Genomic DNA, 19,890 nt, shown 5'->3' with positions numbered 1-19,890 from the left:
ATAAGCTGCAATTTGCAGCTTATTTTCTATAGTAAATCTAGTATATAAAATTTAGATTTCCTGTTGCTCCCTGGGGTAGAAAAACAACTTTTCTCTTAATACTTTTTGCTTTTTCCAAAGCTTTAATGGCTTTTTGACGTTCAATTTCCCTGTTGAAATGTGAATTGCTGCTTTCAGATTGTGTAGATGAATTCATATGTAATATTTTTTGTGTGCTGAAATCATCTATTCTAAAAGTGTACCATTTTTAGGCGCAAACTCAAAATGTGGTATCTAAAACAAATAAATAAATTTTTGTGAAAAATATAGTATTCCTGGCATAGTACTTGAATGTTCAACCACAACTATTAGAAATTAAACAGAATAAGGAACATTAAATATTCCCGAAGGAGTTCGGGAATATTTTATAATCCGGAAAGTCACAAAAAACACCAATTTTACTACAAATATTAATATTTTGATTAAATCCTCAATACATGTTGAGGATTTTTCATTCTTAGAAAATTAATTAAACAAAAAAAGACGTTTCATATAGAAACGTCTTTCATTTTATTTTGGTAACCCTCTTTTTAACGCAATTTCTGCTCGTTTTACGGCTACTTTTTCTTTCCAGTCCATGTATTTCTTTTTGAAATTCTTCTTCATGATATCATCAAATTTACGCTGGAAAGTAAGATTCCATAAAGAATGTGCTTTCACGGCCCAAGATTTATCCCAGGCTCTTAAAGAAATAGAGAAACTTCCGTCAAGATATTTCATCCAGTGCCACCAGCCCGTTGGCATAAATAACGTATCGCCATGCTCAAGGAAACACTCAATACCTTCCACACCATCCAATGCCGGGAATTTCGTGAAATCAGGATTTTCAATATTATAGTCTTCCAACGCGTAGGTTGCATAGGGAATCTGGTATAGTCTTTCTTTCCATTTGTAGTCAAAAAGAAGAATATGCTTTCTTCCATTGAAGTGTGTATGGAAAATATGAGCCATATCAATATCATAATGAAGGAAGGTCACAGAACCTTTTCCTCCAAAAAACATTGATGGATATTTATCTAGAAATCCACCCATCAAATCCTTTGGCGAAATATAATCGTCTAATAATTTTTTAGCCTGTTTTATAGGATCAAAAAAGAAAATTCTCAGATCAGTAGGTTCTCTTTGAATAAGATCAATATAATCTGCGAATTTCATTTTGGCAGTAGGGGTGTTGATGGGAGCTGCAGGATCTGCTTTTGAGCTGTCATACAACGGAACTTCTACATCACCAACAACTTCCTTCATATATTCCATTGTCCATTTTTGATAAGCAGGCCATTTTCTTGCCATATTTTTGATGACAACGGGCCTTCTGGGCTTTAGATATTTTTCTATAAACTCTTCTTGAGTAATATCGTCTACAATATCTATAGGCTTTAAATTAATTCCCATCTTATAAATTTTATGTTACAAAATTATTAAATAAATATTTATGATTCGTGGTTTAAGTTTTTTTTAATCTATGATTGAAATCAATATTTTAAATGCTTAGACTAAATAAAAATTAAAACAAATAATTAACAATTGTATGTTTTTATTTCATGCTATCTGAAAAAAATAAAATAAGAATAAGTAAAACATAAAAGTTAAGTTAAAAAATTTAAGTATAAATATTGTGCAATGAATTATCTTTTGCCTATAAAATTGCGCATAATTTGCTGATTTTCATTGGTAAATGGTTTGTGAATTATTCATAAATTTGTGATATGATACAAATGAGAAACTCGCGAAAGCTATACAACGGTCTGTTGTGTGGTTACAATCTCTTGACTGTCATAAGTGATGCATCATCTGATTCGGAAACCTATTCTAGACATGGAATCACGGATTGGGAAAAATCTATTTATTAATTTTTAAAACAAAACATTATGAAAAAGAAAATTTTATTTTGCGCTATGATGGGTATTTCCGTGATGGCGTTTGCAAAAAACATTCAGGCAGTCTGGACTTCCACATGTGGAGTGACGCATTATACTACATTTCCGAATAACTATACGTATAATCAAATGGCAGACTGGATTGCTGCGGCAAACCAAGCTGAATGTGGAGTAACACCAAATGTAACAATTAATCCTTAATTTAAATTCGGTAGGTAGAACTTGTTCTGCCTACCTTTATTAAATATGAAAAAGATATACATAATTCTTGCAACTATTATTTGCATAGCAACTTGTGCTCAAAAAGTTAGTTTTAAATCAACTATAAAAGTTATTTATGATTCTAAGCTTCAATTAGGTGAAAAATATCGTCACACTCAGAAATTTGTTTTATTAAGTAATTCTCAAGATTCATATTTTGGAGCCGCCCAAAACTATTTGAACGATACAGGACAGTATAAACAAACAGCTGCAATAGATACTAGAATAATTAGTGATTATTTTCAGGAAAGAGTAATAAAAACAAATAATAAAACGTCTGTTTTTATAAAATTTTCAGATGCGAAACTGAGATATGAAGAATCTGAGCCTTTAAAATGGGTTTTGTATGGGGATACAAAAATAATAAATGGAGTAAAATGTCAAATGGCAGCAACTAATAAATATGGACGTAGATGGATTGCGTATTTTTCTAAAGAATATCCTTTTTCAACTGGACCATATAAATTTACGGGCCTTCCGGGATTGATTTTTGACCTGTATGATACAAGAGATGATTATCATTTCACAGTGACAAAAATTGAAAAAGATTCAGAAGAATTTACATTCAATCTTTCTAATTATAAACTGATGAGCAAAAAAAATTATTTAAAGTCTAAGTATAATATGGAATTTACTTTGGCTGCTTTTCCTCCAATTGATGATGAAGGTTTCAGAAAAGAAACCCAAAATATACTTGATAAAATGAAAATAATGAAAAATAATCCTCTGGAATTAAAACCTTTTGAATAAATTTTGTCTTTCCGTAGGAATGTAAGCCATTTTATTCCAATAAAAGTATGGATTCCTACGGAATGGCAAATTAAAAATTTATTTTTTCAAACTTTTGATTAGTTCTTCTAGCTTAGAAACCAAATCTCTTGCTAATTCTGGTTCTGTGATATTAAGAATAATTCCTTGTTGAAAATCTTTTTGACCAACAGAACTATCTTTGTTATCGTAGCTGTTATTTACAAACTGATTTTTCTGCGCTCCATCAAAAAGGTCAAGAATACTTACCTGGAAAATTTCCGCCAATTTTGGAATATATTGGGATTTGATATCCGTAACTTCGTTTTCCCAGTTGGTATACGTATTTCTGTCTAAACCTAGCATATCAGCGATTTCCTGCTGAGAAAGTTTGGTCTTGTTTCTGAGTTTTTTTAGGTTTGTTCCTACTCCCATAATATGGTTCTTTTCTACAAATTTATACAATTAGATAAAAAATAAATAGCAATATGTTTTAAAATTCAATAATTGAAACAAATGAAGAATAAAAAGGTAAAAAAGATTTATATTTTTCATTCGATGGTGATGAATATTTTAAAAATAAATTTTCTTCTTTAAAATGCTTGAATGAAATATAAAAAAATATAACTATGTTTGTAGTGATAAAATAAAGTTTTAACTTTTTAAAACAAATTTCATCTTTAATAGAGTGTAACAAAAAGCTATAACCAATAACTAATTATTCAAATAATAAATTATGAAAAAAAAGATTTCTTTGTTTCTGATGATTTTTTTCTCAATTCTTTCTTTTGCCCAAAAGACGGTTTCGGGAAAAATTACTGATGAAGATGGAATTGCAATCCCAAGCGCAAGTGTGACGGTAGAAGAACCAGGAAAAGATGCAATTTTGGCATATGGGATTACCAACTCAAAGGGGGAATACAAAGTAACTTTTACTTCTGCAGAATCGAATGTAGATTTGAAAGTCAAAGCATTTAACCAGAAACCCTTAACCAAACAAATCAGCAACAGTGATCAGACATTAAGCTTTAAAATGCAGTCTGAAGCTACAGAAATTAAAGAAGTTCAGCTGAAAACAAAAATGATTACCTCTAGAGGGGATACCATTGCGTATGATCTGAAAGCTTTTGACAGCAAAAACGACAGAACGTTAGCCGATGTAATGAGAAAAATTCCCGGAATTGAAGTAAATACCGACGGAACAATCCTTTATCAAGGAAATGCAATCAATAAATTTTATGTAAACGGAAAGGATTTAATGGAAGGAGGTTACGGAACAATTAACAATTCACTTCCAAAAGATGCCGTACAAAAAGTTGAGGTTCTTGAAAATCACCAACCGGTAAAAATACTTCAGGATAAAGTGCCTTCCGATCAGGCTGCGATTAATATTAAGCTTAAAAATTCCGTGACAATGACAGGCCGTGGCGAAGTGGGAACCGGTTTCGGAGATCCTTGGTTGTGGAATGTAAAATTAACGCCCATGTTTTTTGGACAAAAAAGCCAATGGGTTGTTAATTATAAAACAAACAATATGGGAGAGCAGGTGGAAAATGAAGGGAATATCTTAGCATTTGGAAGCGGATGGGAAGGCAGAAGGATTAATGCATCCCAAAATGATTGGCTAAATGTGGAAAACGCAAGTACTCCCGATCTTCCTGCTAAAAGATATTTGATGAATAATGTACATTATTTATCAGCCAATTATCTTACAAATATTGATAAGAAAAAAGAATGGGAATTAAAGGCCAATGCAAATTATACTAATAATGCCATTGAAAGAGAATCTTATACTGAGCAAAATGACTATCAAAAAAATACTCATTATACAACAAATATTCTTAACCATTTTTATACTGATAAAGCAAAAGGAGAATTGATTTTCACAAAAAATGCTAAGAAAGGATTCTTTAAAAATACAACTTCATTTAGCCAGTTCTGGAATGCTGATAGAGCAAGCACAGATATTAATGACAGATTTGGGGCTAGAAATGGAAATGAAGGAGTACAGTCTCCAACAACCTCTTTTCAAAATTCATTGAGCACCATTTTGCCATGGAAGGAAAAAATGATTAACATAAAATCATATTTAAGTTATCAGGATGACCACCAAAATTTAGATATAAATCCTGCTTCTTATATAAAAATTCCTACCTCATATGATCCTGCAACAGATCAATATACATTTTTTGATTTTCAAGGAGCAAACATTGTCCGCCAGAATTTTAATATGAAAACTTTTCAGGCAAATCATTCTGCTAATATAAGTTTTACTAAAAAAAATTGGACGTTTACACCAGAAGTAGGTCTAAATTTTTCCACCAATAATATGAATTCAGAATTATTAGGTATTACAAATAGCGGAACAATCGGATATGGGAACAGTTATGTAAATAATATAAAGTATACAAACACCATCCCATATGGGGCTGTGGGTATTAATTTGAAAACTGATGCTTGGATGGTGTTTGCCCAAATGCCGGTAAATTTTAATAATATAACTGCTAAAGATGATGACAGAGATGTTTCAAAATCATTACATAAAGTTACCTTTGAACCTAATGCGTTTGCACAGTATTCTTTTGCTTCATTCTGGAAAGCCAGTGTGAATGGGAGTATAAGCAATAGTTTTGGTGATATTAGTGATATGTATGCAGGAAGTATCCTTTCAAATCCGGGAAGTTTAAGCTCAATGTCTCCTCAAAATCCTATTAATGAAATTAACTCAAAATCTGCAGGAACAGGAATTGAATATAGAAATCCATTAAATAATATTTTCTTTAACGTAAGATATAGATATACTTATGCAAAGAGAAATCTTACCGCAAACGTCCTAAATCAAGGTACAGGAGCTTCTACAATTATCTATGAATTGGAAGATAACACAAATATATCCAATACTTACAGCGCTGAGTTTGGAAAATATTTCCCAAAATTCAAAACAAATGCCTCTTTGAATTATAGAAATACAGAATCGGAGTCTTTTCAAAAAAGAAACAGCATAGGATTTGAGAATCATTCTGTAAATCAAAGTGTTGGGGCTAAATTTAATAACACTTATTTTAGTTGGATGAGTTTGGATTATAACTTCACATATTCTTGGAATACAAGAAATAGTGTAACAGGATCGGACTTTAGAACGAATGGATATAACCACAATTTAAACCTATTCTTATATCCTGTTGAAAACCATACTTTCGGATTTTATTGGGATCAGGTAAATACTGGAAATGATACCTCCAAATATAAAAACCCATTCTTTGATGTTTCTTATCAGTTTACTTGGGCTAAAAAGAAAATTGATTTTGAAGTTAAATGGATGAATGTTGCCAATAGGAAATTGTTTGAAACATATACCGTTGACGGATTCACGGATACTTACACAAGAATCCAGCTTCGTCCAAGCCAAGTCATGTTTACTGTAAAATTCAATTTTAAATAAAAAGAAAAACCAATCTCATTGAGGTTGGTTTTTTTATTTAAGATATATTTAATAATCTAAAAATCAGGATTATCTGCTGTCGGGCCATAGCTTCCGGGAAGCGGAATATCATTCAGCCTGTAATAAACCCCCAATTGAGCTCTATGATGTGTAATTTGGTTTAAACCGTGACGAATGGAGCCGTATTTAGTCCATTTTCTAAGCTCTTCACCGTTATTTTTTAATGACCATATTTTATCAAGATCCTCCTCTTTTGCTTGTTCAAGTGCTGCTTTTCCGGAGTGGTAATTTTCATCGAGTTTTTGAAGCAGATCATCCTTCGTATACAAATTGCTCGGTTTATAATTTACTTTAGCGAAATCCAGTTCCGAAGTTTTCAGCATCGCGTTGGGCCATTCAAAAATTTCTGCAATATGAGTTGCCAAAGGCATCATTTTCGAGCTTTTTTCATGAGGGGCATAATCATTTTTGCCTTCAGGGTAAGCTTCAAAAAATTTTCGGGTCGTCTGATACTCGGCATCAAGCTCGTTTTTTAATTGAGATAAAGTGTCCATAATAATTTTGTTTTTAGGTATATTAAAGTTAAAATTTTATGGATAAAAAGTGTTTTAACGGAATCACAAATTTTGCTTCTCCATAAAACGGATAATTATCGTTCGGCTAATATAAATAATTGAAAATCAATATTTTTAATCTGGTAAATATTAAAATTAAAAAATAACAAAATAAAAAGACATACAATCTGTAACAAAAGTTAGTAAAGGCTAACTAATTATATAAACCTTTTCAAAATGAAAAAACTTTTCTCAATATTCTTAATTGTTATTGTGGCTTTTGCGAATGCTCAGGAATCGAAAGAAACCGCAAACCGTTTTTTTTATGAATTAACTTTTAAACCTAAAAAAGATTCAGCAAAGCTTGATAAAGTGATTACAATTCTTGATATTACGGATAAAAACAGATCGGTGTATCAGGATTACACCGTTATCTCGCAGGATTCTATTATGAAGGTGGAATTTGAAGCGATGCAAAAGGCGGGTATGATGAAAGATATTTCAAAATCTCTTAAAACCCCAAAAATTTCAGCAAGAATTTATAAATTTTATCCAAGCATGAAAGTACAATATGTAGACAAAATTGCGAGTGGATTTACTCCAAGTAATATTGGATACAACGAAGATGTAAAATTCAACTGGAATATCTTGGGTGACAAACAAAAGATCGGAGAATATGCTGCTCAAAAGGCAACTACTGAATTTGGAGGAAGAAAATGGACTGCTTGGTTTAGTACAGATATTCCTTTTCAAGACGGACCATATAAGTTTTCAGGACTTCCGGGTCTTATTGTAAAAATAGAAGATGAAGGAAAAAACTATTCTTGGGTTTTACAAGGAAATAAAAGGGTAAAAGATTATACAGAATACTCATATATTGAAAACCTAATGCAGGCTAAAGGTGGAAAAGTGAACGAATTGACAAGAGAAAAGTTTGAGAAAACATACAGTGATTTTAAAAAAGATCCTTTTGCTACAGTAAGACCTATGATGACGCAGGAAATGCTATCTAAAAGTATCCCTGGAATGGATGGAACAATTGGAGATATAATGAAAAAACAGGAAAAAATGTACAAAGATTTCTTCAATGCTAATGATAACCCGATTGAGATTAATCAGGCCCAAGTTACTGAAAAGAAGAAAAAATAAGCTTCATATCAACTAAATTATATTTTGTAAATCAACCCAAACGCATTCGTGTGTTTGGGTTGATTTCTTTTATGGCACATCGTTATTTAGATTAAATTTAAATAGCGTATATTTGCAGACACAAAAATTTGGCTTTGAAAGATAAGGATTTACACAAATTGAGCGGATTTCCCAAAAACAAAATGGGGAAGATTTTGGGATATGACAATGACCATCTGAAAATGCCCAATAAAATCATCGAAATGGGGCTTCTTCCGGAAACTTCATTCAGAATTTTGTATCAAGCGCCGTTTAGTGGACCAATGTATGTGGAATTTGGAGAGGAAAAAAGCCGAATCGCTCTTCGTGAAGAAGAAGGAGATTTTATTATTGTTGAAGAATTGAATTAATGCAGGAAACTCAAAAAAAACAGGTACTTTTAGTAGGGAATCCAAATGTAGGAAAGTCAACGGTTTTTAATGCGCTTTGCAATAAAAAACAAAAAACCGGAAACTATGCAGGGGTTACCGTTGCGAGTCATTCGGGAAACTACACTTATAAAAATGAAGAGGTTGAGGTGGTGGATCTGCCCGGTTCCTATAGTATTTATCCAAGTTCTGAGGATGAAGCTATTTTTTCAAAGTTTCTTATTGATAATCAGAAAGATTACGCGGGTGTTGTTTATATTCTTGAAGCATTAAGCTTAAAAAGGGGGCTTCTTTTATTTCAGCAGATTCAAGATTTAGGCGTGCCTATGATTTTGGTTGTCAACCAAATCGATCAGGCTGAAAGAAGAGGAATTAATATAGATATTCAAAAATTCTCAGAATCTTTAGGGCTAAAAATCATTCAAACCAATGCAAAGGAAAATTTTGGCATCGACGAAATAAAAAATGCTGTTTTAAATAATCAATTTGTAAAAGCTGAAAAGTTATCGTTTGAAATGCCAAACGAACATAAAGATTTTATTCAAAAAATTGCTGCTCATCAAGGGGTTGATAATGAATATAAAGCCTGGATGAGCCTTTCTCTAGGATCAGATTTAGGACGTATTGATTCGATCATAGAGCAAATGAACAAGCCGGATTCTAAAAGCTTGGTTCCAAAAAGACTGCAGGTTCAGGAAACAGTTAGAAGATATCAGAATGTTGATAAAATTTTAGCTAATGTCATTACCAAAAAAGCGCAGTTCAAAGAATTATTAACGGAAAAATTAGACAAAGTACTCGTTCACAAATTCTGGGGATATGTATTTTTCTTAGTAATTTTATTGGTTATTTTCCAGAGTGTATTCTTCTTGGCAGAGTATCCTATGAACTGGATTGATGATTTTTTCTCATGGCTTTCTGCTTTCACGGGAGAACATTTACCGGAAGGGCCGGTTAATTCTTTGATTTCAAACGGGATTGTCCCGGGAATCGGGGGAATTGTAGTATTTGCGCCACAAATCGGGATTTTGCTGTACTTTCTTTATTTATTGGAAGATTCAGGATATATGGCGAGAGTTGTTTTCCTGATGGATAGAATTTTGCGACCATTTGGATTAAACGGAAAAAGTATTGTTCCATTGGTTTCAGGAACAGCCTGTGCAATTCCGGCAGTAATTTCGACAAGAAACATTGAGAATTTAAAGGAAAGATTATTAACCATTTTGGTAACACCTTTCATGACATGTTCCGCAAGACTTCCTGTTTACAGTATCATTATTGGTTTAATAATTTCAGATAAAACTTTTTTAGGAATAAAATACAAGGCTTTGGTCTTGATGGCAATGTATTTATTGGGCTTTGCTGTTGCATTACTTTCTGCAGCAATTCTTAATAAATTTATTAAAAATAAAGGAAAAACCTATCTGGTAATGGATTTGCCGGCTTATAAAAAACCACTTTTCGGATATGATTTTAAGATGGTTTTGGGTAAAGTCTGGGATTTTATTACAGGAGCAGGAAAAATTATTTTCATAGTAAGTATCATCATTTGGTTTTTGAGTTATTTCGGGCCAAAACAGAAGCAGAGCCAGTTTGTTGCAACTAATGTTAAGCTTGATCATTCTTATTTGGCAAAAATGGGAAAAGGAATCGAGCCGGTAATTGCTCCGCTTGGCTACGACTGGAAAATGGGTGTGGGAATATTGACGAGTTTCGTAGCGAGAGAAGTTTTTGTAGGTACGATGTCAACATTATACAGCTTAGAGGATGATGCACCCGAAGTGAAAGTAATTGATAAAATGAGACACGACATAAAACCGAATGGCGAAAAAGTCTTCAATTTTGCGACAGGTATTTCAGTGCTTTTATTTTACGCATTTGCAATGCAGTGTGTTTCTACACTAGCAGTAGTCTACAGAGAAACCAAAAGTTGGAAATGGACGGCTTTTCAGGTTGTGATGATGACCGGTTTGGCATATTTTGTGTCGATGTTTGCATATCAAATATTAAAATAATGGACTCTTCATTAATTTTACAATACATAATCGTATTACTAATCGTTGCATTCGCATGCTATTCTTTGTTTAAAATACTCAGAAAGAATTTTGCACCGAAGAAATTCAATTCAAAAAGAACAAACTGTGATAAAGATTGTGGATGTTCATAAAAACATAATGTTCTTTGTGGAAAATTAAAGGTTTCCAGGATTCAATTTTTGCTTATTTTTGTGAAAATGCAGAAGAAAATGTTTCTAATCATTTTGCCAATATCGGTGAAATAATAGAATTTAGTAAGGTTGTTTTGCGCGCAAAACGATGAGGAAGAGAAAATTTAAAACGAACTAAGAAAAAATAAAAATGTCACTAATAAAAAGTATTTCAGGAATCCGAGGGACTATCGGTGGTAAGGTAAATGATAACTTGACTCCGCTAGATGTGGTAAAATTTGCTTCGGCATTCGGAACTTGGCTTCAGAATAATAAAAATAAAAAAGATTTAACGTTAATCATCGGAAGAGATGCCAGAATTTCCGGACAAATGGTTTCTTCTTTGGTTACAGCAACTTTACAAGGTCTTGGAATCAACGTGATTGATTTAGGGCTTTCCACCACTCCGACTGTTGAAATTATGGTTCCGGAATTGAAAGCTGATGGAGGGATTATTCTTACCGCTTCCCACAATCCAAAACAGTGGAATGCTCTTAAATTATTAAACGAAAAAGGTGAATTCATCACCGGAGAAAATGGAGCAGAAGTTTTAGCTTTGGCTGAAAGTGAAGATTTTAATTATGCAGAAGTAGATGATTTGGGGAAATATGAAACAAGAGATGATGCTTTTGATATCCATATTCAGCAGATTCTTGATTTGCCAATGGTAGATGCAGAAGCAATTAAAGCTAAAAAATTTAAGATTGTTCTAGACGCGGTAAATTCTACGGGAGGAATTGCTATTCCAATGTTATTGGATAAACTGGGCTGTGAAACAGTAAAGCTATATTGTGAACCAAACGGTCAATTTCCACACAATCCAGAACCGTTAAAAGAACATTTAGGAGATATCTGTGGATTAGTGAAAAAGGAAGGAGCAGATTTAGGAATTGTGGTAGATCCGGATGTTGACAGATTAGCCTTAATCGATGAAAGAGGTGAAATGTTTGGCGAAGAATATACTTTGGTTGCTGTTGCAGATTATTTATTGAAAAATAAAAAAGGAGTGGCTATTTCCAATCTTTCTTCAAGCCGTGCGTTGAGGGATGTTGCGAATATTCATAATTCAGAATATTTTGCAAGTGCTGTTGGAGAAGTAAATGTAGTTACTTTAATGAAGGAGAAAAATGCAGTAATAGGGGGTGAAGGAAACGGAGGGATTATCTATCCTGACTTGCATTACGGAAGAGATTCTCTGGTGGGTGTAGCACTGTTTTTGACTCATTTAGCAAAGGAAAACAAAACTGTTTCTGAGTTGAGGGCAGGGTATCCAAGCTATTTTATGGGTAAAAAGAAAATTGAACTGACTCCGGAAATTAATGTTGACGATATTTTATCTAAAATGGAAAAAGAATATCAAAACGAGGAGGTTTCTACCATTGATGGAGTGAAAATAGATTTTGAAAATAACTGGGTCCACCTTCGCAAGTCTAATACAGAGCCTATTATCAGGATTTATACTGAAGCCAATTCCCAGGAAGCTGCCGATAAATTGGGAGATGATATTATCGCTAAAATCAAAAGTTTGATTTAATAAAATTAAGAACGGAGCTATAGGTTTCGTTCTTTTTTACATATCATGTTTGAACATTTACAAAATAGATTCTCCTTCCTGAAAAAAACCTGGAGAAAGTATGGAAAGAGCTTCATTCGGATTGAAGTTCCTGCTAAAACAATACTTTTAAAAGAAAATGAGGTTTCGCTAAATGCCTATTTTATTGAAAAAGGAATTGTAAGAGCTTGGTACAACCATGATGGGAAAGATATTACCTTTCAGTTTTTTATGGAAAATACTATGTTTTCATCTCTTGAAAGTTTTAGAAAAGGATTGCCGAGTATGGCCTCATTTGAAACAATTGAACCCTGCGTTTTATGGCAGATAGATAAAGCGGCTGCAGATAAAATTTTAGAAGAAGTTTATGAAAACCCAACGCTAAGAAACCAATTTATAGATTCCGTTTTTGAAAGGGTTTTCGATTATATGAAGCATTTTTTTTCATTTATAAGAGATAGTCCTCAACAGCGATATCTTACCCTTTGTAAAGAAACCCCTGAAATTGTAAAGAGAGTTCCGCAACATTATATTGCTTCATATCTGGGAATCACAACCGTACACCTTAGCAGGATAAAGGCCAAAATTTTAAAAGAAAAGTAATGATCATAAACTGATAACAAATGTTATTGCATCTCAACTCACTTTCGAAGTAATTTTGAATTAAAATTTAAAATAATGAAAGCAGCAGTAGTATTTGAAAAGGGGGGAATACCTCAATATGCAGATTTTCCTGATCCGATAATTAACAATGATAATGAAACGTTAATATCAGTAAAGGCGGCGTCCATTAAGCACCTTGATAGAGCGAGGGCGAGCGGAAAGCATTATTCCACTGAAAATGAAAAACATCAGCCAAAAATTGTAGGGAGTGACGGCGTTGGAGTTTTAGAAGACGGAACCAAAGTTTATTTTTTCAGCAAAAAAGGAACCGTAGCTGAAAAAGCTGCTGCAGATAAAAAAATGATTGTTCCGATTCCTGAAGAACTGGATTTTTCTACAGCGGCTGCTTTGCCAAATGCTATTATGGGTTCTGCAATGGGGTTGCGTTTTAAAGCTGGTTTAAAAGCAGGAGAAACCGTCCTTATCAATGGAGCTACGGGAATAACAGGGAAGGTTGCCGTTCAGATCGCAAAACTATACGGTGCCAAAAAAGTAATTGTTACGGGAAGAAATGAAGACGTTTTAAAATCTCTATATGATCTGGGTGCGGATGAAATTATTTCTTTGAATGAAAACGATGAAGATTTTAAACAAAAAGTTAAAGAAGTTCATGCTCAAACACCTATTGATGTTATTCTGGATTATATTTGGGGGCATTCGGTTGAATTGCTTTTGTATGCATTAAAGGGTGACGGAACTTTTTCCCATAAAACGAGATTGGTTTCTGTTGGTGGCATGAGCGGTGATGTCATTCAGTTGTCATCTCAGATTTTGAGGGGAACAGATATTCAGATTTCCGGTTCGGGATTAGGGAGTTGGACACAGGAAGAATTGCAGCAGCTTCTTTCTATGATTATTCCTGAAATGTTTCAGGCAGCAGTGGAAGGTAGATTACAAATAGAAACAGAAAACATTTATTTAAAAGATATTGAAACGGTTTGGGAAAGCGAAATTCAGAATAGAAAGCGATTAGTAGTGTTAATTTAATAATAACTCCTCTTTTTTTATCCACATTCCTTTTATCTTATTATTCTTTTTACTATCTTTAGGATAGAAATTTACGAAGATAAATGTCAAAAAAAATTCGCAACTTTGCATACATTTTGAATTATAAATTTCAGAAGTAATATTAATTTAAGAAGTTTGTCGAGGTCTGTAAGCATATTCAGACATTGGCTGACGAATGAAACGAGTATTGGAAGAATATTTTGGAAATGAACTGGTAAAAAAGTTCGAAGAAATGATGGAAAATAATGATGAATTCTACTTTGATACGGAAGAGTTAGAAGACATTATTGTTTATTATCTGGAGCTGGGTGATTTTAATTATGCTGATACAGCGGTTAATTATGGGCTAAAGCTTCATCCTAATTCTTTAGATATCAAGATCAAAAGACTTGAAATTCTATTGGAATGGGAAGATTATAATACAGCGAAAGAACTTATCAATGAGTTGAAAGGTGCTTCTATGGAAAACACTGACTTTTTGGTTTGCTATGCAAAGTATTACTCGAGTTTAGGAAATCCCAGAAAATCTATTGACATCTGTAAAAAAGCATTAGAATTAAAAGAAGAAGAAAATTTTCTTCACAATTTTATTGCTGATGAATATGTAAATCTTGGAGATCCTTTTAACGCTCTTAAACATTACAGAAAAGCACTGAAAGAAGATCCGACTGATGATTACGCGTTGGAAAACTGTATGGTTTGCTTTTCGGATTTAAATAAGAACGATGAGGCGATTGCCTTCCTTAATGAATATTTAGATGAATTTGCTTATTCAGAGGTTGCGTGGTTTGAATACGGACAATTCTATTTTAATAGAAAGAATTATGAAGAGGCAATAAAAGGGTATGATTATTTGTTGGCTATTAATTCAAACTCTGTTGGGGTTTATGCCAATAAAGCAGCTTGTTATGAAGCTTTAGGTCAGTATAAAAAAGCAATTGAAGTCTACAAAGAAATGCTTGAGCTGGAATATACGAAAGCTTTTACATTTTACAAAATAGGACTTTGCTATAAGGCTTTAAAACAGCCTATTGTAGCATTGAATTGTTTTCAGAAATCGTTGAGAGAAGATCCCCAGTTTTATCTGGCGATGATGGAGCAGTCTTATCTTTACGAAGAAATGGGTGGAATGACAGAAGCTCTGCACTTTGCAAAAGAAGCTACTAATTTGAACGAAAATAATCTTGATTATCAGAAAAGATTAGCTTTTTTATTCATAGATTCAGGTAAATTTGAAGAAAGTCTTGCCTGTCTAAAAAAATTGGTTGAAGCTGAGCCTACGAGGTTTTATAACTGGTATGCTTTTTCGGAAGTATTAATGCTGTTAGGAGAATATGAAGAGGCTGTTACTATTTTAAGTAAAGCTTTAAAAGCCCACCACAGAGCGGAATTATTTTATCAGCTAAGTAATTGCTATTTTAATCTAAAAGAACAGGAAAAAGGCATTGAATCACTTCAGAAAGCATTAGATTTGGATCCTTCTTTGGTTTCGGATATGCAAAAAAAATATCCTTATATCAAAGATGAGGTGAAAAAGGCCAAGGCTAAAGTGAAAAAGAAAAATTAACCTTAAATAAAAGAAAATCCTGCAATTCTGCAGGATTTTCTTTTATTAGTGATTGTATTCGTAGGGTGTGAATTTCAGGTTGGTTGCTGTCCTGGGTTACCATTTAAATCTACAGACTTTCTGGACCGGTAAGTGTTGAATGTATAATTTTACATTTTTGAAAGGATAGTTTTTATCTGTGTAAATGTAAGTTGATAACTCATTATAAGGCGTAGTTGTTAATATGCCGGTTCCTGAGAACCTTACCATATTACCATTATTATAAGTATATGTAATGTTCATCACAGGGTGAGCTGTTCCTCAAAATATTGTTCTTTTTACTTTGATTTGAGTAGCACTTCAAGAAAGCGTAAGTAAGGCCATTGAGCCCAATAAAATAATTTTTTTTTAGAATATAATTTATCTTTTTGATTTTGTCCTTAAAAAAATTAATCCAGCAATAATTATTCCTGCACCTACAAACTGTATTGCACTTAATCTATCACCGTCTAAAAAGCCCCAAATAATGGCTACAATCGGCATTAATAAAGTAACTGTTGACGCGAAAAGAGGAGTGGATACTTTTAATAAACGATAATTCATCATCATTGCCAGTCCGGTTCCGAAGACTGATAATAAACTCACAAACATTAATCCGGTCAAATTATTTTTATTAAAATCAAATGTTGAAAAAAACCCTGTACATGTTAGAGCAATTAACGAAGGGAAAAATAAAACAAAAGAGAAAACAAAAGCAGATAAAATGGTTGATGAAACTTCCATTAATTTAGATTTTACTGTTGTGGTGCTTACCGCATAGCATAAGGTTGCTAATAATAACAATACAATAGGAATCAGCTTGAATTTTCCACCTTCCCCGTCTCCGCCGAATGCTAATAAACAGACACCGGTAAAACTTATTAAAGTTCCGATAATCTGTTGTTTTGTTGTTTCAAATTTCCAGATTAAGGCTCCGACAATAATCACGAAAATCGGCATCATAGAGTTGATAATTCCAGCGATACTGCTGCTTACTTCAGTTTCAGCAATAGGAAATAAAAACATAGGGATAAAATTTCCTGTAAATGCAGCCAGAATAAGCCATTTTACATGCCTTTTCGGAAATAATTTATACTTTGAAATTGCAATTGGCATTAAAATAATTCCGGCAATAAGAACTCTCAGTGCTCCTACCTGGTATGGGCTGAAATGTTCTAAAGATTTTTTGATTAAAATAAACGATGATCCCCAGATAATGCTTAGTATAACCAGAAGAATCCATTTTTCTTTATCTGCGTTCATTGTTTTTATGTAAAATTTTTAAAAATTCTTTTTTGGGAATCATTTTGGCTCCAAGGCTTTCCAAGTGTTCTGTATGGGATTGACAATCAATTAATTCAATACTATCCTTGTGTGTTTCAACAAAATGGATGAAACCAGCTTTTGATGCATTGCTTACTTTTGCAAACATGCTTTCGCCACAAAAAACATCACCAATCTGTAAGCCATAAAATCCTCCGACAAGCTCATTGTTTTGCCAGACTTCTATACTTTTTGCCAAGCCATATTCATGAAGCTGAATGAAGGATTCCATTAATTCGTTGGAAAGCCAGGTTCCTGTTTGTCCTCTTCTGCTTATTTCCTGACAATTTTTAATGACTTCTCTGAAATTTTGATTCTCTGTAAAGGTGAAAATATTTCTGTTTAATATTTTCCTCATCGAATTTGAAATCTTTAGTTCTTTTGGATCTAAAACAAATCTGGGATCAGGGCACCACCAAAGAATTTCTTCTCCGGGATTATACCAAGGAAAAATACCTAATTGATAGGCAAACCAAAGTCTTTCTACGGATAAATCACCGCCAAAAGCAATAACTCCCTCGTGTCCATCATAGAGCTCAGGATCGGGAAATGAAATTTCTTTTTCGTCTAATCGAACCATTTTTAGTGAAAAAAAATCCCACTTCATAAAAAGTAGGATTATTATTTGATAGTATTATCTGATTAAAAAGGTAAATCATCATCATCGTCTCCAGCGAAAGGATTTTCATTAGAAACAGGGGATGCCGATTGAGAAGGCGAAGCCTGTGTAGGCTCTGAACCATTGTCTAAAACTTTTTCTATTCTCCAGCCTGTGATAGAATTGAAGTATTTTGTTTCTCCTTGAGGAGACACCCATTCTCTGCCTCTTATATTGATTCCTACCTTTACATTTTCCCCTTCTTTAATATTATCTAATAAATTTATCTTATCAGACAAAAACTCTATGTTTATCGGCTGTGGATACTGTTCCTGAGTCAAAATAACCATTTCTCTTTTTTGGAAACCGCTCGCAAATGTCTGAGCATCAAAAAGTTTCTTTACCGTTCCTTGTAATTCCATAACATAATTATTAACGGTGTAAAAGTAATAAAATGAATTGTAATAAAGGGTATGAGGAAATAAAAATGTAAAAAAAATCATTTTTTTTTCTGAAAAGTTTGGAGGTAAAGGAAAATGTCCTATATTTGCACTCACAAAAACGAAACAAGTTCTTTAAAATAAACTTAAACAAAACAACGCGGATGTGGTGTAATTGGTAGCCACGCCAGACTTAGGATCTGGTGCCGAGAGGCGTGGGGGTTCGAGTCCCTTCATCCGCACAGTATGCGAAAATAGCTCAGCTGGTAGAGCACAACCTTGCCAAGGTTGGGGTCGCGGGTTCGAATCCCGTTTTTCGCTCCACTCCATGCCCTGGTGGTGGAACTGGTAGACACGCAGGACTTAAAATCCTGTGCCTCTTTTGGCGTGCGGGTTCAAGTCCCGCCCGGGGTACTTACAAACCCTCCGTATTTTTACGGAGGGTTTTTTGTTTTTCATATTTATATCTCTGCTTCCACTTTATGCATTTGCTAAGTTATAAGACCTCTCATTATTAAATGAAAATTTTAACGTCAGATTCCAGATAATCATTATTGCACTGAAAAAATAAAGGTTCAGAATAAAGGCTATACCTATGTGCATCAATATTACCGAATAAATCCAAAAATTAGACGTTTTTCTATTCCAAACAAATAAAGGATATAATTCTAAAATAGCTGTCCCAAGACCTAAAATGGTTAATAAAATAGGATAATTACCTAAAAAAGTAATATCATAAATGCTTGTGGCAAAAGGTAAATTAATAGCTTTCCAAATACTTTCCCCATTCCACCAATTAATTCCAATTAGTTTATCAAATCCGGCAAAAAAATATACGATACAAACGTGAATCTGAAATAGTCTTTTAAAAGCAGGCAGTGCCAAAGATTTTAAATCCGGAGGAATTATTGCCAAATAAAATAGTGACATACTCGTAAAGAAATCTATTCCGTATGAATAGTAGAAATTGCTTTTTGATAAAATAATTTGTATAAATAACAGCAATATAGCAGTGAAATTTTGTTTATAGCCTGATAACAAAAGTATTGCTAAGACCGTGTAAATTATTTTGAAACACAGAATTGTAGATGATGGATGAATATTAAAGGATTGATATGGAAATTCTGAAAAATTTTAGCCAAAATAGGTTGTTTTGTGATTCGTTAAAAATAAGTAAACTTTAAGCTTTACGGAATATTTTTTATCATACTTATTATAAACGAATTTTGATATTTCTTTCATTACTATTTCCATGTATTTTCCAAATAATTCATCTTCTGGTTTGGTAAGTCTGTCTAAAAAAACTCTATTTAAAGACATAAACCTTACACTTCCTTCATTTGAGTTCAATTTAAAAATTTGCCGGTCTATTTGTTTTTGGTTTTTATCGAATAATTCATAGGAAATTACAAATTCACTTGAAACATTGGTTCCAAAGAAACCATATCCGGTTTCGAGTCCTGTATAGGTGTTGAAGATTCTTAAAGGTCTGTAATTGTATGCATTGTCGATAGATGATTTGAAAATATTTTCTTTGGTTTCTTTATAATATTTGTAGTAGCTATCCAGTGTAGTTTTTACAGAAGATAATAGCACGATAAAAATCAATACTAAACTAACTGTAAAGTATAATTTCTTTTTCATGGTAAAGTAGCCCATACTTGAGATATGGGCTTTTTAGATTTAATAGTTTTTTACTAAGTTTTGAAGCTTTGTTTTAGGAGATTGTGTATCAGTTGTTGTGGGAGTGAAGTGACTGTTTATCGTTCCCGGAAAAGCAGTTGCAGAAGTTCCGTCTACTACGAATATTATAATTACAGCTCCGTCTACTTGTTTATCACCTATTGAAGTTGTTTTGTTTACAGAGCCGGTATCTAGCTTGTGTAGTTTGTTGGAATTTCCACTTGTAAATGAGTAGCCGATGATTATGGATAATGCTAATGAAGATAAGATTGCAATTTTTTCATGGTATTAAATTTTTTTGATTGGCCCACTTTCAGTTTTTTTTGAGTCGCTGTTTCGGTTTGTCCGACTTTTAT

At 33.1% G+C, this 19,890-nt stretch carries 19 protein-coding genes and 3 tRNA genes; 13 read left to right on the top strand and 9 right to left on the bottom strand.

The genetic code is table 11. The annotated features are described in order from the left end of the window. Window positions 1-37 precede the first annotated feature (37 nt). Both ACM39_RS19125 and ACM39_RS01375 read right to left on the bottom strand, forming a co-directional pair. Window positions 38-196 (bottom strand): hypothetical protein, encoded by a 159-nt coding sequence (locus ACM39_RS19125; RefSeq protein WP_165585076.1) that lies wholly within the window; start codon window positions 194-196, stop codon window positions 38-40. 353 nt (window positions 197-549) lie between these two features. Continuing rightward, entirely contained in the window at window positions 550-1,431 is an 882-nt protein-coding gene (locus ACM39_RS01375; RefSeq protein ID WP_048509214.1) for a cupin-like domain-containing protein, read from the bottom strand. A 476-nt stretch (window positions 1,432-1,907) separates the two neighbouring features. On the opposite strand from ACM39_RS01375, the gene ACM39_RS01370 reads away from it, so the two are divergent. Then, window positions 1,908-2,117 (top strand): hypothetical protein, encoded by a 210-nt coding sequence (locus ACM39_RS01370; RefSeq protein ID WP_131701389.1) that lies wholly within the window; start codon window positions 1,908-1,910, stop codon window positions 2,115-2,117. 45 nt (window positions 2,118-2,162) lie between these two features. After that, a complete protein-coding gene (locus ACM39_RS01365) occupies window positions 2,163-2,927 on the top strand; it encodes a GLPGLI family protein (RefSeq protein WP_048509212.1) in 765 nt (254 codons plus the stop codon). Window positions 2,928-3,005: 78 nt separating this feature from the next. On the opposite strand, the gene ACM39_RS01360 is transcribed toward ACM39_RS01365, so the two are convergent. Then, window positions 3,006-3,359, bottom strand: coding sequence for a helix-turn-helix domain-containing protein (locus ACM39_RS01360; protein WP_048509211.1), 354 nt, complete (start codon window positions 3,357-3,359; stop codon window positions 3,006-3,008). Window positions 3,360-3,660: 301 nt separating this feature from the next. Between ACM39_RS01360 and ACM39_RS01350 the strand changes: the two genes are divergently transcribed. Beyond that, entirely contained in the window at window positions 3,661-6,366 is a 2,706-nt protein-coding gene (locus ACM39_RS01350) for a Plug and carboxypeptidase regulatory-like domain-containing protein (protein WP_048509209.1), read from the top strand. A gap of 56 nt (window positions 6,367-6,422) precedes the next feature. Here the strand turns inward: ACM39_RS01350 and ACM39_RS01345 are convergent, their stop codons facing one another. After that, the gene (locus ACM39_RS01345) at window positions 6,423-6,920 is read right to left on the bottom strand and encodes a DinB family protein (protein WP_048509208.1); all 498 of its coding nucleotides are present in this window, start codon (window positions 6,918-6,920) and stop codon (window positions 6,423-6,425) included. A 237-nt stretch (window positions 6,921-7,157) separates the two neighbouring features. On the opposite strand from ACM39_RS01345, the gene ACM39_RS01340 reads away from it, so the two are divergent. The 7 genes from ACM39_RS01340 (at window position 7,158) to ACM39_RS01310 (ending at window position 15,472) form a co-directional block, all read left to right on the top strand. Then, window positions 7,158-8,069 (top strand): GLPGLI family protein, encoded by a 912-nt coding sequence (locus tag ACM39_RS01340; protein WP_048509207.1) that lies wholly within the window; start codon window positions 7,158-7,160, stop codon window positions 8,067-8,069. Between the two features lie 134 nt (window positions 8,070-8,203). Further along, window positions 8,204-8,458: a ferrous iron transport protein A gene (locus ACM39_RS01335; protein ID WP_082140507.1), complete on the top strand. Its 255-nt coding sequence runs from the start codon at window positions 8,204-8,206 to the stop codon at window positions 8,456-8,458. Then, entirely contained in the window at window positions 8,458-10,491 is a 2,034-nt protein-coding gene (gene feoB / locus ACM39_RS01330; protein WP_048509206.1) for a ferrous iron transport protein B, read from the top strand. Before ACM39_RS01335 ends, feoB begins: the two co-directional genes overlap by 1 nt. Window positions 10,492-10,833: 342 nt before the next feature. Further along, complete coding sequence (gene glmM / locus ACM39_RS01325) at window positions 10,834-12,216, top strand: phosphoglucosamine mutase (RefSeq protein WP_048509205.1); 1,383 nt, start codon at window positions 10,834-10,836, stop codon at window positions 12,214-12,216. A gap of 45 nt (window positions 12,217-12,261) precedes the next feature. Further along, window positions 12,262-12,837 (top strand): Crp/Fnr family transcriptional regulator, encoded by a 576-nt coding sequence (locus tag ACM39_RS01320; RefSeq protein ID WP_048509204.1) that lies wholly within the window; start codon window positions 12,262-12,264, stop codon window positions 12,835-12,837. 75 nt (window positions 12,838-12,912) lie between these two features. Beyond that, complete coding sequence (locus ACM39_RS01315) at window positions 12,913-13,884, top strand: zinc-binding alcohol dehydrogenase family protein (RefSeq protein ID WP_048509203.1); 972 nt, start codon at window positions 12,913-12,915, stop codon at window positions 13,882-13,884. Between the two features lie 208 nt (window positions 13,885-14,092). Then, window positions 14,093-15,472, top strand: coding sequence for a tetratricopeptide repeat protein (locus ACM39_RS01310; RefSeq protein WP_048509506.1), 1,380 nt, complete (start codon window positions 14,093-14,095; stop codon window positions 15,470-15,472). Between the two features lie 399 nt (window positions 15,473-15,871). Here the strand turns inward: ACM39_RS01310 and ACM39_RS01305 are convergent, their stop codons facing one another. The 3 genes from ACM39_RS01305 to ACM39_RS01295 all read right to left on the bottom strand — a co-directional run bounded on the left by ACM39_RS01305 (window position 15,872) and on the right by ACM39_RS01295 (window position 17,833). Continuing rightward, entirely contained in the window at window positions 15,872-16,753 is an 882-nt protein-coding gene (locus ACM39_RS01305) for a DMT family transporter (RefSeq protein ID WP_048509202.1), read from the bottom strand. Beyond that, window positions 16,740-17,393 carry a leucyl/phenylalanyl-tRNA--protein transferase gene (aat, locus tag ACM39_RS01300; RefSeq protein ID WP_048509201.1) on the bottom strand — a complete coding sequence of 218 codons (654 nt, stop codon included), beginning with the start codon at window positions 17,391-17,393 and terminating at the stop codon, window positions 16,740-16,742. The genes ACM39_RS01305 and aat overlap by 14 nt, the downstream gene beginning before the upstream one ends. Before the next feature lie 62 nt (window positions 17,394-17,455). Continuing rightward, window positions 17,456-17,833, bottom strand: a complete 378-nt coding sequence (locus tag ACM39_RS01295; RefSeq protein WP_048509505.1) for a DUF3127 domain-containing protein — start codon at window positions 17,831-17,833, stop codon at window positions 17,456-17,458. Between the two features lie 178 nt (window positions 17,834-18,011). On the opposite strand from ACM39_RS01295, the gene ACM39_RS01290 reads away from it, so the two are divergent. From ACM39_RS01290 to ACM39_RS01280, 3 genes are all read left to right on the top strand, one after another. Further along, a tRNA-Leu gene (locus ACM39_RS01290) sits at window positions 18,012-18,093 on the top strand. Between the two features lie 6 nt (window positions 18,094-18,099). Further along, window positions 18,100-18,175: transfer RNA gene (locus tag ACM39_RS01285), tRNA-Gly, on the top strand. 6 nt (window positions 18,176-18,181) lie between these two features. Then, a tRNA-Leu gene (locus ACM39_RS01280) sits at window positions 18,182-18,265 on the top strand. Window positions 18,266-18,331: 66 nt separating this feature from the next. On the opposite strand, the gene ACM39_RS01275 is transcribed toward ACM39_RS01280, so the two are convergent. Then, window positions 18,332-18,781 carry a hypothetical protein gene (locus ACM39_RS01275; protein ID WP_053073284.1) on the bottom strand — a complete coding sequence of 150 codons (450 nt, stop codon included), beginning with the start codon at window positions 18,779-18,781 and terminating at the stop codon, window positions 18,332-18,334. Window positions 18,782-18,985: 204 nt separating this feature from the next. Beyond that, window positions 18,986-19,495 carry a hypothetical protein gene (locus ACM39_RS01270; RefSeq protein ID WP_048509200.1) on the bottom strand — a complete coding sequence of 170 codons (510 nt, stop codon included), beginning with the start codon at window positions 19,493-19,495 and terminating at the stop codon, window positions 18,986-18,988. Window positions 19,496-19,890: the final 395 nt, after the last annotated feature.

This window comes from Chryseobacterium sp. FH2 (assembly GCF_001045455.1).
Lineage (GTDB): Bacteria > Bacteroidota > Bacteroidia > Flavobacteriales > Weeksellaceae > Chryseobacterium.
The sequence above is the reverse complement of the archived record's forward strand: the minus strand, read 5'-3'. Positions and strand labels throughout refer to the sequence as shown.

Coding starts and splice junctions, on each gene's coding strand:
- ACM39_RS19125 (WP_165585076.1), bottom strand. CDS start 196: ATGAATTCATCTACACAATCTGAAAGCAGCAATTCACATTTCAACAGG.
- ACM39_RS01375 (WP_048509214.1), bottom strand. CDS start 1,431: ATGGGAATTAATTTAAAGCCTATAGATATTGTAGACGATATTACTCAA.
- ACM39_RS01370 (WP_131701389.1), top strand. CDS start 1,908: ATGAAAAAGAAAATTTTATTTTGCGCTATGATGGGTATTTCCGTGATG.
- ACM39_RS01365 (WP_048509212.1), top strand. CDS start 2,163: ATGAAAAAGATATACATAATTCTTGCAACTATTATTTGCATAGCAACT.
- ACM39_RS01360 (WP_048509211.1), bottom strand. CDS start 3,359: ATGGGAGTAGGAACAAACCTAAAAAAACTCAGAAACAAGACCAAACTT.
- ACM39_RS01350 (WP_048509209.1), top strand. CDS start 3,661: ATGAAAAAAAAGATTTCTTTGTTTCTGATGATTTTTTTCTCAATTCTT.
- ACM39_RS01345 (WP_048509208.1), bottom strand. CDS start 6,920: ATGGACACTTTATCTCAATTAAAAAACGAGCTTGATGCCGAGTATCAG.
- ACM39_RS01340 (WP_048509207.1), top strand. CDS start 7,158: ATGAAAAAACTTTTCTCAATATTCTTAATTGTTATTGTGGCTTTTGCG.
- feoB (WP_048509206.1), top strand. CDS start 8,458: ATGCAGGAAACTCAAAAAAAACAGGTACTTTTAGTAGGGAATCCAAAT.
- glmM (WP_048509205.1), top strand. CDS start 10,834: ATGTCACTAATAAAAAGTATTTCAGGAATCCGAGGGACTATCGGTGGT.
- ACM39_RS01320 (WP_048509204.1), top strand. CDS start 12,262: ATGTTTGAACATTTACAAAATAGATTCTCCTTCCTGAAAAAAACCTGG.
- ACM39_RS01315 (WP_048509203.1), top strand. CDS start 12,913: ATGAAAGCAGCAGTAGTATTTGAAAAGGGGGGAATACCTCAATATGCA.
- ACM39_RS01305 (WP_048509202.1), bottom strand. CDS start 16,753: ATGAACGCAGATAAAGAAAAATGGATTCTTCTGGTTATACTAAGCATT.
- aat (WP_048509201.1), bottom strand. CDS start 17,393: ATGGTTCGATTAGACGAAAAAGAAATTTCATTTCCCGATCCTGAGCTC.
- ACM39_RS01295 (WP_048509505.1), bottom strand. CDS start 17,833: ATGGAATTACAAGGAACGGTAAAGAAACTTTTTGATGCTCAGACATTT.
- ACM39_RS01275 (WP_053073284.1), bottom strand. CDS start 18,781: ATGTCACTATTTTATTTGGCAATAATTCCTCCGGATTTAAAATCTTTG.
- ACM39_RS01270 (WP_048509200.1), bottom strand. CDS start 19,495: ATGAAAAAGAAATTATACTTTACAGTTAGTTTAGTATTGATTTTTATC.